This is a genomic window from Pseudomonas sp. AC211 (assembly GCF_979258055.1).
Genome location: NZ_OZ409830.1, coordinates 3553566 through 3567851 on the forward strand (window position 1 = coordinate 3553566; position 14286 = coordinate 3567851).

Annotated in this window: 10 protein-coding genes and 6 pseudogenes; 10 read left to right on the top strand and 6 right to left on the bottom strand. The window is 61.3% G+C overall.

What is annotated here, in order from left to right:
- The first annotated feature begins 10 nt into the window (after window positions 1–10).
- Both ACZZZP_RS16840 and ACZZZP_RS16845 read left to right on the top strand, forming a co-directional pair.
- A pseudogene (locus ACZZZP_RS16840) lies at window positions 11–966 on the top strand (hypothetical protein).
- 202 nt (window positions 967–1168) lie between these two features.
- The gene (locus ACZZZP_RS16845) at window positions 1169–1549 is read left to right on the top strand and encodes a lytic transglycosylase domain-containing protein (protein ID WP_463536959.1); all 381 of its coding nucleotides are present in this window, start codon (window positions 1169–1171) and stop codon (window positions 1547–1549) included.
- A gap of 92 nt (window positions 1550–1641) precedes the next feature.
- Here ACZZZP_RS16845 and ACZZZP_RS16850 read toward each other — a convergent pair whose 3' ends face one another.
- Together ACZZZP_RS16850 and ACZZZP_RS16855 are read right to left on the bottom strand one after the other, a co-directional pair.
- Window positions 1642–1917 carry an acylphosphatase gene (locus ACZZZP_RS16850; RefSeq protein WP_122493933.1) on the bottom strand — a complete coding sequence of 92 codons (276 nt, stop codon included), beginning with the start codon at window positions 1915–1917 and terminating at the stop codon, window positions 1642–1644.
- Between the two features lie 4 nt (window positions 1918–1921).
- A complete protein-coding gene (locus ACZZZP_RS16855; RefSeq protein ID WP_463536720.1) occupies window positions 1922–2419 on the bottom strand; it encodes a TlpA disulfide reductase family protein in 498 nt (165 codons plus the stop codon).
- A 29-nt stretch (window positions 2420–2448) separates the two neighbouring features.
- Here ACZZZP_RS16855 and ACZZZP_RS16860 point away from each other — a divergent pair.
- A pseudogene (locus ACZZZP_RS16860) lies at window positions 2449–3864 on the top strand (PilZ domain-containing protein).
- 126 nt (window positions 3865–3990) lie between these two features.
- Complete coding sequence (locus ACZZZP_RS16865; protein ID WP_463536721.1) at window positions 3991–4383, top strand: hypothetical protein; 393 nt, start codon at window positions 3991–3993, stop codon at window positions 4381–4383.
- A gap of 527 nt (window positions 4384–4910) precedes the next feature.
- Here the strand turns inward: ACZZZP_RS16865 and ACZZZP_RS16870 are convergent.
- Window positions 4911–6112, bottom strand: a pseudogene (locus tag ACZZZP_RS16870) (YihY family inner membrane protein); the annotation flags it as partial.
- Between the two features lie 111 nt (window positions 6113–6223).
- Between ACZZZP_RS16870 and arsC the strand changes: the two are divergent.
- From arsC to ACZZZP_RS16885, 3 genes and pseudogenes are all read left to right on the top strand, one after another.
- Window positions 6224–6577 (top strand): arsenate reductase (glutaredoxin), encoded by a 354-nt coding sequence (gene arsC, locus ACZZZP_RS16875; protein WP_463383520.1) that lies wholly within the window; start codon window positions 6224–6226, stop codon window positions 6575–6577.
- Window positions 6574–7163, top strand: a pseudogene (gene wrbA / locus ACZZZP_RS16880) (NAD(P)H:quinone oxidoreductase); the annotation flags it as partial. The gene arsC and the pseudogene wrbA, both read left to right, overlap by 4 nt.
- Before the next feature lie 22 nt (window positions 7164–7185).
- A pseudogene (locus ACZZZP_RS16885) lies at window positions 7186–7597 on the top strand (DUF2069 domain-containing protein).
- Between the two features lie 169 nt (window positions 7598–7766).
- Here the strand turns inward: ACZZZP_RS16885 and hda are convergent.
- The gene (hda, locus tag ACZZZP_RS16890) at window positions 7767–8471 is read right to left on the bottom strand and encodes a DnaA regulatory inactivator Hda (protein ID WP_122493941.1); all 705 of its coding nucleotides are present in this window, start codon (window positions 8469–8471) and stop codon (window positions 7767–7769) included.
- A gap of 510 nt (window positions 8472–8981) precedes the next feature.
- Between hda and ACZZZP_RS16895 the strand changes: the two genes are divergently transcribed.
- A complete protein-coding gene (locus ACZZZP_RS16895) occupies window positions 8982–10031 on the top strand; it encodes a hypothetical protein (protein WP_463383522.1) in 1050 nt (349 codons plus the stop codon).
- A gap of 70 nt (window positions 10032–10101) precedes the next feature.
- On the opposite strand, the gene ACZZZP_RS16900 is transcribed toward ACZZZP_RS16895, so the two are convergent.
- Entirely contained in the window at window positions 10102–11211 is a 1110-nt protein-coding gene (locus ACZZZP_RS16900) for an AI-2E family transporter (protein WP_463383523.1), read from the bottom strand.
- 27 nt (window positions 11212–11238) lie between these two features.
- Window positions 11239–12316: pseudogene (locus ACZZZP_RS16905) on the bottom strand (DUF2066 domain-containing protein).
- A gap of 294 nt (window positions 12317–12610) precedes the next feature.
- Here ACZZZP_RS16905 and ACZZZP_RS16910 point away from each other — a divergent pair.
- Both ACZZZP_RS16910 and ACZZZP_RS16915 read left to right on the top strand, forming a co-directional pair.
- Window positions 12611–13264 carry a hypothetical protein gene (locus ACZZZP_RS16910; RefSeq protein ID WP_463536722.1) on the top strand — a complete coding sequence of 218 codons (654 nt, stop codon included), beginning with the start codon at window positions 12611–12613 and terminating at the stop codon, window positions 13262–13264.
- The gene (locus ACZZZP_RS16915) at window positions 13239–14225 is read left to right on the top strand and encodes a methyl-accepting chemotaxis protein (protein WP_463536960.1); all 987 of its coding nucleotides are present in this window, start codon (window positions 13239–13241) and stop codon (window positions 14223–14225) included. Before ACZZZP_RS16910 ends, ACZZZP_RS16915 begins: the two co-directional genes overlap by 26 nt.
- Window positions 14226–14286: the final 61 nt, after the last annotated feature.

The following is a 14286-nucleotide window of genomic DNA, read 5'->3' on the forward strand; positions in this document are numbered from 1 at the left end:
CAGAGCTCCCATGTTCAAGCCACGTTCCATTAGCCTCATCGGCGCCGCCTTGTGCGGCGCCTTGCTGCTCAGCGGCTGCGCCAATCACATGTCGCAGCGGGCTGAGCGCGAGGACCGCGCTGAGCGCAAACTGCTCAACCACAGCCTGCAGATCGACGTGGGGCAACCCGACATACTCGAACTGCCGCAGCGGCGCGTGCGCATTCAGGACCAGAAAACCTTCGAGGTCACTGAATTCGAAGTCACCCGCATCTACGACCGCTACACCCCTTACCAGGCGTGGCGCGAGCTGTACGAAGTGCCGCTTGGCGTAGTGGCAGTGGTGGCCGGCGTGGGCGCCAACGTGGTGAATGTGGTGTTGCTCGGCAACGTCCCGGAAACAGCGACCAAAGGCTGGATCGACTACGGTTTTGCGGGCCTCAATCCTTTTATGAACGTGCAGTCCAACGGACGCTCCGAGCAAAACCTGGCGCGCATCAACGAACTGCAGAAAGACAAACTTACCGAGTATTCCAGCCTGCCCTGGGCTGAACGTCCGGTGATGATCAAAGCAGGCCCGCAAACCCACGAATTGAGCACAGACCGCAACGGCGTGCTGCGCCTTAATCTGCTCGACGGGCCGTTTGCCGAACAGGATGTCAGCCGCGTCGGCAAAATCGTGCTGAGCGTAGAAGACGATCAAGACCACACCCGCGCCGACGCCACTCTGCAAGTCAGCCGCACCCTGCGCGGCAAGTTGCTGGAAGCGCACGCGCTGATTTACGACGATCTGGAAGATGACGAAGTCGCGCAGTGGGTGCACCGGGTCAAGCGCCTGTCTGACCTGGGCTTGGAAGAAGAAGCCAACGAGTTGGAACAAAGCCTGGTTGAACTGACCCGCAACGACCCCGAGTTGCAGCAGGAATTTTCACCTCGCTGCGCAAGGATGCCGGCCGCCTCGTGGCCGATCCTGGCGCCAACAACTGAGCCTGGCATGACCGCGTGCCTGCGCCTGGCGCTGTGCTGCCTGTTACTACTCGCCCTGCCCCTGAGCGCAAATGTGCGCCAGGCGCCGGAACCGGAGTTGCGCGACCTGCTGCAACGCACAGTGTCCGAGGCGGACAGTTTTGTTGATCGCTACGACGCTGAAGTCTGGCTGCTCGACATGTCCACGCGGCTAAGCCGTTACATGCCCGACGCTGAAGAGCGTCTGACGCTGCTCAAACAGGTGCACCACGAAGCCAGCAAAGCCGGGCTGAAGCCAGAGTTGGTCATGGCGCTGATTCATGCCGAGAGCCGCTTCAATCGCTTCGCCATTTCCTCAGTCGGCGCCCAGGGCATGATGCAGGTGATGACCTTCTGGAAGGCCGAACTGGGCCGCGAGCAAGACAACCTCACCGACAACGCCACCAACCTGCGCTACGGCTGCACCATCCTCAGCTACTACCTGAAGAAAGAGAACGGCGACCTTAACCGCGCCCTGGCCCGCTACAACGGCAGCCTCGGCAAAACCACGTATTCAGGGAAGGTGGTCGGTTATTGGCAGGATTATTGGTATGTGAAACCCTGAGACGCATCGAGGCTAAAGCCTCTCCCACAGTTGAACGCGCTGCTGTGGGAGAGGCTTTAGCCTCGATGGGCTCTGCCAGGACATCGCGTTTTTCACCCACGAACCACAAACCCGGCAATCCCCTGCAGCGGATGTTCCTGCAACTCCACCGCTGTCACCTTGGCCTTTTTCGGCCCGGTTTCCAGCCAGGCAGCTAATTCCCGCACCGCCTCTTCTTCGCCTTCAACCAACACCTCAACCCGGCCATCAGCCAAATTGCGTACCCAACCATCAAGGTCTAATCGAGTGGCTTCAGTCTCGGTGCTTTGACGAAAGAACACGCCCTGCACCTTGCCACTGACATAGCCATGCAAACAGATTCGAGCCATTGCGCTACTCCTTCGCTTGCAGTTCAGCCAGGCGCTTGCTCAGGCCCGCTGCGGTTTGTTCGCCCATCAGGCGTTCGCGCACCTGGCCTTTCGGGTCGACCAGATACGTGACCGGCAACGCCTCGCTGCGCGGCAGTTTGAAGCGCTCGCCGGGATCGCTCGCCAGTACGGTAAAACGAATGCCCATGGTTTCGCTGGCCTTACTCAGCGCCTCGCTTTGCAGGGCGTCGAAGTTCACACCGAGCACTTGCGCGTGCTGACCTTTGAGTTGCTCGGACAGGCTATTCAGCTCTGGAATCTCCGTGCGGCAGGGTCCGCACCACTCAGCCCAGTAATTAATCACTAACCACTGGCCATCCAACTGCTCAGCCGTTACCTTTCGTCCATGCTGATCGACGCCGTAGTCATCAGCGCAGCCAGCCAGCAAAAGCCCCGCGCAGATACCTAACGCAATCTGCCCCATGAGCACTTTTTTAATGACCCTACGCGCAAGCGCAACCATGCATTCGATCCTCGTATCTGCAGGGTGGTATGACACTGGACGCCCTACGCCTAGAGGTGCCGGACATCCTCGACGAAACGGCCGCGCCGCTGGCCGATCTCAATGAGCGCTTGGCCGAAGCCCGCCTGCAATCCCATGAAGGCGCGCTGCACCTGGTGCTCGGTTTGCTGTTTCGCCTCAATCGCAGCGCCATGACCTTACTCGAAAGGCGCAACGCGCGCTGCAAAGTCTGAGCGATGAGTATCGTCACTACGCCGAGCACTACCGTCACGGCAACACGCCGCCGATGTTGTTTGTGCGTTTCTGTGGGGAAATGGCCATCTGGCTTCAAGCGCCTGCTGCTGCAGATTCTGCAAGGCCGGCAACCTTCGCGCCCGCACTTGGCCTGGTGCCTGTATATGGCCCAGCACTTCCTGGCGCAGAACCTGTTGCGCCATTACCAGCTGTACCAAGAGCCACCCGGCCAGCCTGTGGCGCGACAGCCATTTGCTGTACTGGATTGGCGAGCACCAGGAGTGTCTCGACGAGCCCGTGGCCGCCGCGTTTCATCCGCTGCCCGCGAACACCTTGCGTGGCCTGTACCAGCAAATGCTGCTGCTGTCCTTGAGCAATCCATTCCATTTGGCTGAAGGCGAAAGCCCGCAATTGTTCAGCGCATTGGCGCTGCTGGCGAGTCTGGCGCGCTTGCTGCCGTGGGATGACGAAGACGACACCGAAGGGCCAATCGTTGACCTGACCGAATCGCAACCCAGCCTGCCCTTGAGCAACACGCCGACAGCGATCCAGCGTATTTGCGCCGCTTCGAATTGGGCGCGTTGCTGGTCGCGCTGCACGAACCAGCACCGCTGCAAACCAAGGTGGAAGGCGAACTGCTGCAGCGGGTGCGACACCACTGGCTGGGTCGCCAACCGCGTCGCCATGAGCGCTCCGATCAGGTTGGCGATTGCAGTTTGGTGGTCGGCTTGCCAGCCATTCATGCGCAACTGCTTGAGCACCGACCGGGCCATTGCGCCGCGCAAATGCTCGACACCAGCTCCGGCGGCGCGCGCCTGTTGTGCAACGCCGACCAAGGCCGTTTGCTGCCCGTCGGCCAGTTGGTACTGCTGCTGACCAACAGCGGCACACCCACCCCTCGCCCTGTTGCGCTGGCGGCACCAGAACGCCGACGGCCTGTATTTGGGCCTGCGCTATTTAAAAGGCCTGCCGCGCCCGGTGTGGCTGCGACGCAGCCCCAGCACGCAGGGGACTCCCCCAGGCGTATTGCAAAGCACGCCGGTTGTCGGTGGCGGCTGGAACCACGGCCTGTGGCTGCCCAATGGCCAGTTCAGCGCTGGCGAAAATCTCTGGCTGCAATGGTCAGCGTGCACAACCAGGCCGCCCTGCCCTTGCCGCCGGCCAACCTGGAAACAGCCTCGGTCAGCCGTCACCCCGTGAAGCTGGCCTAATAGTCAAAACTGCGAGACCGATCACGCCGACCGGCGGCCAAGCGCTACAGTTTGCTTGTACCGCCGTGCCTATAATTTCGGCCGTCTGTCCCTACACCCCATTCTAAAATCAGCCCGGAAGCCTCCATGTCTCAAGCCCACGACAAGCTGATCGGCCCCGTGCCGTCGCGCATCACCGACGCCGCCCGCCTGCTCGTGACCGAATACGACGGTCGCGTAGCTGACTTCAACGTCGCCGCCTGGCTGCAACTGCCCGGCCTGGCCAATCTGCCGGTGTCGCTGGTCATCAGCTACCGCGACGCCGGTGCCCGCCGCGAAGTGCTGGTGGACCACAGCAAGGTCAACGGTCAGGGCAAAATCTTGCTGTCCGGCATCGGCCGCGTGCCGGTAAAGCAGAAGATTGAAGACATGCAGGTGTGCTTGCGCTCGGCCATGGCGCCTACCAGCCTGGTGGTCGAGGAATTGTTTGTTCAAGCCGTGGAACCCGCCGTCGCCCAGAGCCAACAAGCGCTGGCTTGAGCCGCGTCACCCAATCGGAAACACAAAAACCCCGCGCCTTGGCCGCGGGGTTTTTTATTGTTCGAGAGAATGCACAAACCGTAGGAGCGGCTTTAGCCGCGATGCACTTGACCTGGTTAACGAGGCGTACAGTTGCCAGTCGCGCTCGAGCCAGTAATCGACGTCAGCATCTTGCTCAACCGGCGCGCGTACTGCCGGCGACTCGAGCCAGCGCGCAAAGTTGAGGCCGGTGATGCGATTGAGCCCTTCCAGCGCGTGTTCGGGATGGCTGTGGTGCAGGCAATCACGGTGCCGTGCTTTTCGCGGTGTGGCTGTTGGGCTTACTCATAGCACCCGATTCCTTGGCTGGTCCGTGCCAGGCTGGCAGTTTGATAGCTATCTGCAGGTAAGAGAGCCAAAAGCGTGCCAACTGTAATCTCTGCTGTTTCGCCACGTCGACGGCCTGGCGCGCGCCGTGCAGCGCGGGCTACGCGCAAACTGACACTTTTTGTCAGTCCGCCCCGCCACACTTGCTCGTCCGCCGCTTGCAGCCACTGCAACAAGCTAGCGCCGAACAGTTCGGCCTGCTCGTCATGCAGGCCTTCAATCCAGCGCGCAAGCCGGGATACCACGCTTCATCCATTTGCGCCGGCAGTTGTTCCAAACGCGGCAGCGGCCAGGGGCAATGCAGCAACAGCTGATGCAACGTGTACTGGCCGAGGTCGCGGCACAGCACCCAGCCGCCACCACTGGCGCGACAGATCAGCAACTCGCCCTCAAAAAACTCGACGATCTCGTCCCACTCATCCTCAGGCAGCCGCCAGCCCTGACCGTGAACATCGTTAAGGCGCAGCACTTCGCCGCGTACCTGGGCATCGTGGAACATGCGCAGCAGCCCCAGCGTCACCAACAAACGCGGCAAGGCGCGACGGCGCCAGTGCCGGGACGAACCGAGGTTGCACGCCAGCTCTGCGCCAAACAGCACGATCAACCACGACAGATACAGCCACAGCAGAAACAGCGGCACGGTGGCGAACGCGCCGTAAATAAGCTGGAAACCGAGGAACAGGCGCACATACAACCCGAACAGGGCCTTGGCCACTTCAAACAACACCGCCGCAAACACTCCGCCGAGCAAGGCGTTTTTCAACGGCACACGGGTGTTGGGCACCGAGGCGTAAATCAGCGTGAAGGCCGCCATGCTCGACATCAGCGGGGTAAGACGCAGCAGCGCCTGCGCACCAATAGCGGCGTCCGGCCCGGAAATCAGCGACAGCGAGGTGATGTAGGTGCTCACTACAAACCCCACGCCGAGCAGCAGCGGGCCGAGGCTGAGAATCGCCCAATACAGCAGAAAGCTGGAAATGCCCCGACGCGGCTGACGCACACGCCAGATATTGTTCAGCGCCTTTTCCACCGTCACCAACATCGCGAACGCCGTGACCGCGAGAAACACCACGCCAATCCACGTGAGTTGCCGCGCCTGGGTGGTGAAGTTGTTCAGGTACTCCTGCACCATTTCGCCGGAGGCGGGCAGAAAGTTATGGAAGATGAAATGCTGAATCTGCTCGCCCACGCCGGAAAAAGCCGGCACAGCGGAGAGCATGGCGAAGGTCACGGTCATCATCGGCACCACGGCGAACAGCGTGGTGTACGTCAGAGCTGCCGCGCTGTTGGGGCCGTGATCGGCCAGAAAGCGATGCAGGAGAAATCGCCAGAATTCCACAAAATCATCGAAACCTTGGCGCATGCCCTCTCCCTTGTTCAGTAGTAAATCGCCCCGTGCGCGCAACGCCGTATTCAGGCCTGGCTGCCGACGCGGGTAGAATAGCCGCCACCCTAGGCAAGATGCGATACGCACATGACCGACCTGACGCTTTATCACAATCCGCGTTGCAGCAAATCTCGCGGCGCGCTGGAGCTTCTTGAAGCCCGTGGCCTGCAACCGACCGTGGTGCGCTACCTCGAAACTCCACCATCTGCGGCCGAGCTCACCGCGCTGCTGAACAAACTGCAACTCTCTGCCCGCGCGCTGCTGCGCGCCGGTGAGGACGAATACAAAACCCTCAATCTCGCCGACGCCAGCCTGAGCGATGCGCAACTTATCGCCGCCATGGCCGCACACCCGAAACTGATCGAACGACCGATTCTCGTCGCGGGCGACAAGGCCGTCATCGGCCGTCCACCGGAGCGCATTTTGGAGTTGCTGCCATGAGCCAGCCGTACATTCTGGTTCTCTATTACAGCCGTAACGGCGCGACCCTTGAAATGGCCAAGCAGATCGCGCGCGGCGTGGAACTGGCCGGCATCGATGCCCGCCTGCGCACCGTGCCGGCCATCTCCACCGAATGCGAAGCGGTGGCCCCGAGCATTCCGGCCGAGGGCGCGCTGTACGCCGCGCTGGATGACTTGAAGAACTGCGCCGGTTTGATCCTTGGCAGCCCGACCCGCTTCGGCAATATGGCCTCACCGCTGAAATACTTTCTGGACGGCACCAGCGGCCTGTGGCTGACCGGCGAACTGGTGGGTAAAGCCTGCCGGTGTGTTCACTTCCACCGCCAGCCTGCATGGCGGCCAGGAGAGCACGTTGCTTGTCGATGATGTTGCCGCTGCTGCACCGCGGCATGCTCGTCGCCGGGCTGCGCCTACAGCGAAGGCGCGTTGCTGGAAACCCGTGGCGGCGGCACGCCTACGGCGCCAGCCACCATGCGGGGCAGGATGGCAAACGCCCGCTCGACGAACACGAAATCAGCTTGTGCCGAGCCCTGGGCAAGCGCCTGGCCGAGACCGCCTTGCGCCTGCGCGCGCCGTTGGAGAACACCCGTGGCTTACACCCCGAAGCCATTGCCCGAGCTGTCCTGGCTGGCGCCGCGTTTGAAAGTCAGCCGCGTGCTCACGCTCATCGAGCCTTCTTCGCTCTGGCGGCGCTGCTGCTGACGTGGAATCTGGTTTACGCCGACCTGCATGGCGCCCGCACTTGGGTAATTCTGTGCATCGAGCTCGGCCCGCTGGCCCTGCTCGCCCCCGGCCTGCTGATGGGCAACGCGCGTGCCCATGCCTGGACCTGTTTCGTCGTTAACCTGTACTTCATCAAAGGCGTGCTCGCCGCCTTCGACCCGCACCGCAGTTGGCTGGGCTGGAGCGAAGCCGCTGCTAAGCCTGGCGCTTTTCACCAGCGCGCTGCTCTACACGCGCTGGCGTTTTTCAGCACGACCGGAAGTTGGCGGGCGAGTAATCTAAAAGCTTCGCGGTTAATCGGAATGCCGCCCAGCCGCTCGTACAGATCGCACATTTTGGTAGGAGCGGCTTCAGCCGCGATTCTTGGAAACGCTGAAACCGCGCCCGACGAAACATTCCGGAAGCCACCTGCGCGAAGACGACGAAAACGCCAGCCGAGCTTGCTGTTACCAGCCCAACGTCTCTTTCAGAAACGGAATCGTCAGCTTGCGCTGCGCCTGCAACGAGGCCTGGTCCAGTTGCTCCAGCAATTCAAACAGCGCGCTCATGCTGCGCGTACCGCGGGTGAGGATAAAGCGCCCGACTTCGTCGGTCAGGTGCAAGCCTCGGCGCGAGGCGCGCAATTGCAGGGCGCGCAGTTTGTCTTCGTCCGAAAGGGTTTGCAGTTGGAACACCAGCGCCAAGGTCAGGCGCGACTTGAGGTCTGGCAACTGCACCAGCAACTCGCGAGGCGCCGCCCCCGCTGCGAGCAATAGCCGCCGACCGCTGTCACGCAGCCGATTGAACAGGTGGAACAGCGCCTCTTCCCACACGGCATTGCCAGCGATGGCATCCAGATCGTCCAAGCAAACCAGCTCGCACTGCTCCAGGTTATCCAGCAGCTCCGGGCCCAGCTGCACCACGTCCGCCAACGGCAAATACACCGCCGACTCGCCGCGCTGTTCGAAACGCAAACACGCCGCTTGCAACAGGTGAGTTCGGCCTACGCCATCGCTGCCCCAGAGGTACATCAAGCTTTCCGTCCAACCCGCGTCGGCCTCGCACAAACGCTCCACATAGCCAAGCGCTGCGGCGTTGGCGCCGGGGTAGTAGTTCGCGAAGGTGGCGTCATCGCGCAAGCGCACGCCAAGGGGCAGCTGTATCGGTTTCATGCAGGATCGGGCGGTTCCGGGCGGCGCCAGGAAGGCGCGCGACAAAGGGGGCAGAAGTTTATCGGCTTCTGAGCGCTAAGTCATTGATGGCAAAAGCATCGACAGAAGAGGCAGCGGCGGCAGCGACAGCCGCGTGAACCTGGCTAAACATCCGTAGGCCCCTTTCTACTGAGCGCGAGGAGTTTCCCGATCTTCGCGAACCACTCGCGAGCCACATATCGGTATCGGTCGCATGTAAGAGCGGCCCCCTTCGTCTAGCGCTTCGCTCAAAGCCGCGCGCGGCCTCGCTTGAAGAGACAGTGCGGATGGCTGCCGCGCAATCGCTCCTGATGAACGTCCCCAGCTGTCAGCAGACGTTCCCTATCAATGCCTGTTGCTTGATAGCCGTCGCCAATTTAGGGCGTACCCACCGCCCAACAAGCCTGGTTTAGATTGCCGAGCGTCCTGGCCATCGCCGCCGAACAAAGCGGCGCTTGCGCCTCACATCCCTCAGCCCATCAGACCCTAATCATGACCACTCTGAAAAACGCACCCGCCCCGTCGTCTTACGCAACAGTGGCTATTTTTCTTTTGTGTTTACTGGCGCTGGCTGGCCATGCCCGCGCCGCCTATTCCGTCAGCGCGAGCGGTTCCGAAGTGCTTGTTTCGGAGCAGTCCACCAGCCGCGAGATTGATCGAATCCGCAAGCTCACACCGTCAAAAAGCGCGGCGTTAAATCAAGAAGCCCTCGCCGAGGCGCGGGAAGCAGCCGAACGCTATGCCCGCATTCCTGAAGAGCTGATGGCGCTCGAAAAAATATCCGTGGATAGCATCAGAAGCCGAACAGCGGAGGCGATGAACAAGCTCCCTGACGTGATTAAAGACTGCCGCGAAACGGATATTGCCGAGAACATTCTGATCATCCGGCGCCAACTGCTGCAGTTCGACAACACCATCGCCTTCGATATTTTTTCCGCGCCTCAGGAAGATCAATCACTCAACGAAAGCGAAGCGACGACCATTGCCGACGTCGTTCATTTCCTGGCGCTAAGCCCTGAAGTTATCTGCGAGAAATACAGCGATAAGAATGCATTTGAGACGATGCGCAACCAGTTGAAATCCACCATCAGCATCGCCAGCAAAAAACTGGCCGAAGAGATTTCCGCTATCAATGAACGAGCGCCGCGAGCCAAGGCGCTGAGCGAAGCGTGGTCACAGTATCGGGACCTGCTGATGAAATCGATCGAAGAGCAAAGTGCCCCCGCCACAAAAGTAGCGGACCAGCTCGGGTTCATCATCGGCGTGTTCTGCGCCTTTGGCATTTTGATGTTTCTGGCGGTGCGGATATTTCCGTCAGAAATACAAGTGGAGCTGATCGCCTCGGGCCAGGTCATTCAATTCGCCACCGTGATGGTGATATTGATCGTGATCTGCGTGCTCGGCATGTCGAAGCTGCTAACCGAAAACACCTTAGGCACCTTGCTGGGTGGGATAGGCGGGTATGTGTTGTCCCAAGGCGTGGGCCGAGCGGTCAGTAGAGCCGCGGTCCGCGACCATGCGGCGCATAACACCAAACCCTGAAACGCAAACAGGTGGTAGGCTCCTTCGCGAACCCAACCACCTGACGTTTTCGCTGAACACTGAGAAACCGCTACTCGGGCTGTACGGGCACTACCTCGACAACTTCAACCACTTCCACTGGCTGCCCGTCGTCATACATATCCGACTGTTTATAGAAGTCGTGGACATGACGCAGCAGCACCATGATTACCGCCGCCACCGGCAGCGCGAGAAGAATGCCGGTGAAGCCGAACAGCTGGCCGCCGGCGAGAATGGCAAAAATCACCGCCACCGGGTGCAAGCCAATGCGGTCGCCCACCAACAGCGGCGTGAGCAGCATGCCTTCGAGCAATTGGCCGACCGTGAACACGGCGGCAATACCCAGCAAGGGGTACAACTCCGGGCCAAATTGGAACAGGCCGGCCGTGATCGCTGCGCCAAAACCAATAACGAAGCCCATATACGGCACGATGCTGGCGAGCCCGGCAATTACGCCGATCAGCAGGCCCAGCTCCAGCCCGACCAGCATCAGGCCACTGGCGTAAATCACGCCGAGGCCGAGCATGACCAGCAGTTGCCCCCGTAGAAACGCGCCAAGCACTTCGTGGCATTCGCCCATCAACTGCACGATGAAGCCTTCGCGGCTGCGAGGGAGCAGGCCACGCAGCTTGGCGACCATGACGTCCCAGTCGCGCAGCAGATAAAAACTCACCACCGGAATCAGCACCACGTTGCCCAGCCAGCCGAGCAACGCCAGGCTTGAAGCCGTGGCCGAGGCCAGCACCGCGCCAACAATGTCGGTGGTTTTACCCAGGTGTTCGGTGACCGCCGTTTTAACCTGATCGAACTTCCAGAATCCGTCCGAGAGGCCAAGCTTGGCTTGTACCCACGGCAGCGCACTGTGCTGGGCCCAATCGATCATCTGCGGCGCCAGTTCGTACAGGCGCACCAGTTGTTTGCCAAGCATGGGCACCAGCACCAGCAGGGCGATCACAAGAATCAGGGTAAATACGCTGAACACCACAATCACGGCCCAGGTGCGCGACAGCTTCCAGCGCTCCAGGCGGTCGGCAAGCGGGTCGCCCATGTAGGCGAGCAAAATGCCGATCAGAAAGGGCGAAAGTATTGGGTGAATGGCGTACAGCAGAACACCGAGCACAACCAGCGCGGCAATCCATGGCCAATGACGTGAGTCAGTCATGCTCAACAACCTCAAGGGAGAAGGAATTCACCAGCCGTAATGCAGCACGTTGCTAGCCGGTGCAGGCGCCATTGGCGTAGGTGTTGGCGCTTGGCCGGCGGGCGCGGTGCTGGCGTCTACCGGCGCAGCGGCAACCGGTTCTGGCGGCAACTCGCGCAGGCGAGCCAAGGCCAGTTGCGCACGCAATTGTTCGGGGCTGGCTTTTACTTGGTAGGTCAGGCGATCGCCCACGGCGCTTTGCAGGCGGGCATCGAACGGTTCCAGCAGGCGTTGCAGTTCGGCGTAGCGGTTGAGGTCGGCGCCCTGGATATCCAAGGTCAACGCTTGGGCCGCGCCTTGCGCCGCGACGAAGTGGGTGGCCAGGCGTTGGCTAACGGCGAGCATTACTGCGTCGGCCAGCGCATCGGCGTCGGCACCTTCGGCTTTGCCCTGCTCGCGGCTCTCGCCCATCCACAACCGCCATTGCGCCTGCCATTTGCCTGCGTCTTCCTGAGCGTTTACGGCTAACAAGGCGTCGGCGCCATAGCGGGCAGACGGTTCTTTCAATGCATCGGCATTGGTCGCCGCCAGGTTTTCAGCGGTACCGGCCAGTTGTTCGTTGAGATCGGCAATTGGCAAACGCAGCGGCAAGCCACGGTTTTGCGCGGCACGTTGCAGCGCCGTGGCCGCTGGCTGGCTGTCGCCCACCAGGCTGGCGCCTTCGGCCGTGGTGTTCAGCCACCAAGCCAGCACCGCAGGGCGGTTGGCGGCTCCACAATGGAATGCCGGCCTGACGCAGGCTGCGGTCGGTGCTGATGGCGTCGAAGTCGACCACCAGCACTTCAGGAGGACCGTTCTCGTAAGCGTATTGGCTCACCAGTTGCTGCGGGTCTTTGCGCAGTTCGGCAATGGCCGGATTGCTCAGGGTCTTGTTGTCGCCGGTCAGGCGCAGCACCAGCGTATCGAGGGCGCTGCTGAGGGCGGCGGCGCGTTCCTGCGGTTGCTGGCTGGTCACCGGTTGGCGCACTTGATAGAGGTCTTCAACGCTCGCTGCCTGGGACGCGAGGCTGCACAACGACAAGCTCAGGGCGAGTAACGGGCTGAACAGTGAGGCGGACAAACGCATGATGGGCTCTCGGCTCGGAAAGGGGCGCCAGCGCTAGTGGCCAGTCGCATGACGGCGGTGCGGCGCTGCGAAAACGCGCCTTACCTTAATGCAAAGAGCCCTACCTTAAACAGGCGACTTGGGGGCTGTCGAGCGCATATAACCCGCACAACCGGCACGCCCTGACGTTTGCGGCTTAACTAGCTAATCAAACGCCCCGCTCAACAAGCGCAGCGGCCGGCCGATACGCAGCACATAAGCACACTAGGCGAGCAGCACGGGCGCCGTTTGGCCAACAAAGGAAGGGTACTTGCGGTGTCGATAAAATTACGTTTGCTGCTATTAACGGGTACCGGCCTGCTGGCTGCGCTGATTCTCAGCCTGGTTGGCTTCGTGGGTAACTACCACGTGGCCGATGCCGTACGAGCCAATCAGACCAGCCTCAATGCCCTGCGCAACCATATGGAAGCGGACATGATGCACGACGCCCTGCGCGCCGATGTGTTGGCGGCCATGTTGGTGGGGCTGGGCAAAAGCCCCACCACCGCTGCCGAAGCACGCAGTAGCCTGGAAGAACACGCCGGGCATTTTCGCGAGGTGCTGGCCGACAACCTGAAATTGCCGGTGAACGAGGCAATCAAGGCTGGACTGAACACGGTCAAACCCAGCCTTGATTCCTACATCGCTGCCGCCGAAGCCATCGTCGCCCAAGCGCTCACCAACCCCGACGCGGCACAAGGGCAGTTGCCCGCGTTCAACGCGGCGTTCAGCAAGTTGGAAGGCGAAATGGCCGCCCTCAGCGAGCTGATCGGAGAGCAACACCGGGCAAACCTCGAAAGACACCGAAAGCGCCATCAGCACCGCCAACCTCACGCTGACCGTTGTGTTAATAGCGAGCTTGGTGCTGTTGGTATTGCAAGGCGCATGGATCATTCGCGGCATCATGCGACCGCTGCTCGCTGCCAGTGAAATTGCCACCAGCATCGCCCAGGGCGACCTCAGCCGGCGCATCGAAGAGCCAGCTACCCAGGACGAAGCCAGCGCGCTGATCCGCAGCCTGGCCACCATGCAACGCGACCTGCGCGACATGATCGGCGTGGTGCGCAGCAACGCCAACAACGTCAACAGCCTCACCCAGCAACTCAGCGCCGGCTGCCACCAGGTGGCCAACAGCAGCACGCAACAAAGCGAGGCGTCCAACACCATGGCCGCTGCTGCCAGCGAAATGACCGCCAGCATCGAGGAAATTACCCGCCATGCCGGTCAGGCGCTGGACATGGCCAACCAGGCCGAGCGCCTGGCAAACGACGGCGGCAAAGTGATTCATCAAGTGGTGCAAGACATGGACGGCATCGCCCGCTCCGTGCAGCAATCAGCGCAGGTGATCCGCACGCTGGACCAAGAGTCCGAGCAGATTTTCAGCATCATTCAGGTGATCAAGGGCATCGCCGACCAAACCAACCTGCTCGCCCTTAACGCCGCCATTGAAGCGGCGCGGGCCGGCGAGCAGGGCCGGGGGTTTGCCGTGGTGGCAGATGAAGTGCGCAGCCTGGCGGGCCGCACCAGCGCTTCTACGCAGGAAATCGCCGCCATGGTGCAGCGCATCCAGACCAGCACCCGCGAGGCCGCCAACAGCATGGAAGCCGGCGTTGCCCAGGTGGATAAAGGCATGGCCGTGACCGCCGATGTGGAACGGGCGATTCGCGAAATCCTGGCCGCCACGTTGAGCACCACGCAACTGGTGAACGACATCAGCCGCACCATCGGCGAACAAAGCCTGGCCAGCAACGAAATTGCCCATCAGGTAGAAACCATCGCCAGCATGTCGGTCAGTAACAGCACGGTGATCGGCAAAACCGCGGACACCACCGATGAACTCTCGGGTCTGGCCGGGCAGCTGTCGTTATCGGTCGATCGCTTTCGTTTATAGGGCAGGCCGGGGCAACTTTATTAATTTTCTGGCCATCCGGCTGCGCGGATGGCCGCCTACG

What these genes read in the sequence shown, in the direction of transcription:
- ACZZZP_RS16845 (WP_463536959.1), top strand. Translation starts at nt 1,169, where the DNA reads ATGCCCGACGCTGAAGAGCGTCTGACGCTGCTCAAACAGGTGCACCAC.
- ACZZZP_RS16850 (WP_122493933.1), bottom strand. Translation starts at nt 1,917, where the DNA reads ATGGCTCGAATCTGTTTGCATGGCTATGTCAGTGGCAAGGTGCAGGGC.
- ACZZZP_RS16855 (WP_463536720.1), bottom strand. Translation starts at nt 2,419, where the DNA reads ATGGTTGCGCTTGCGCGTAGGGTCATTAAAAAAGTGCTCATGGGGCAG.
- ACZZZP_RS16865 (WP_463536721.1), top strand. Translation starts at nt 3,991, where the DNA reads ATGTCTCAAGCCCACGACAAGCTGATCGGCCCCGTGCCGTCGCGCATC.
- arsC (WP_463383520.1), top strand. Translation starts at nt 6,224, where the DNA reads ATGACCGACCTGACGCTTTATCACAATCCGCGTTGCAGCAAATCTCGC.
- hda (WP_122493941.1), bottom strand. Translation starts at nt 8,471, where the DNA reads ATGAAACCGATACAGCTGCCCCTTGGCGTGCGCTTGCGCGATGACGCC.
- ACZZZP_RS16895 (WP_463383522.1), top strand. Translation starts at nt 8,982, where the DNA reads ATGACCACTCTGAAAAACGCACCCGCCCCGTCGTCTTACGCAACAGTG.
- ACZZZP_RS16900 (WP_463383523.1), bottom strand. Translation starts at nt 11,211, where the DNA reads ATGACTGACTCACGTCATTGGCCATGGATTGCCGCGCTGGTTGTGCTC.
- ACZZZP_RS16915 (WP_463536960.1), top strand. Translation starts at nt 13,239, where the DNA reads ATGCGACCGCTGCTCGCTGCCAGTGAAATTGCCACCAGCATCGCCCAG.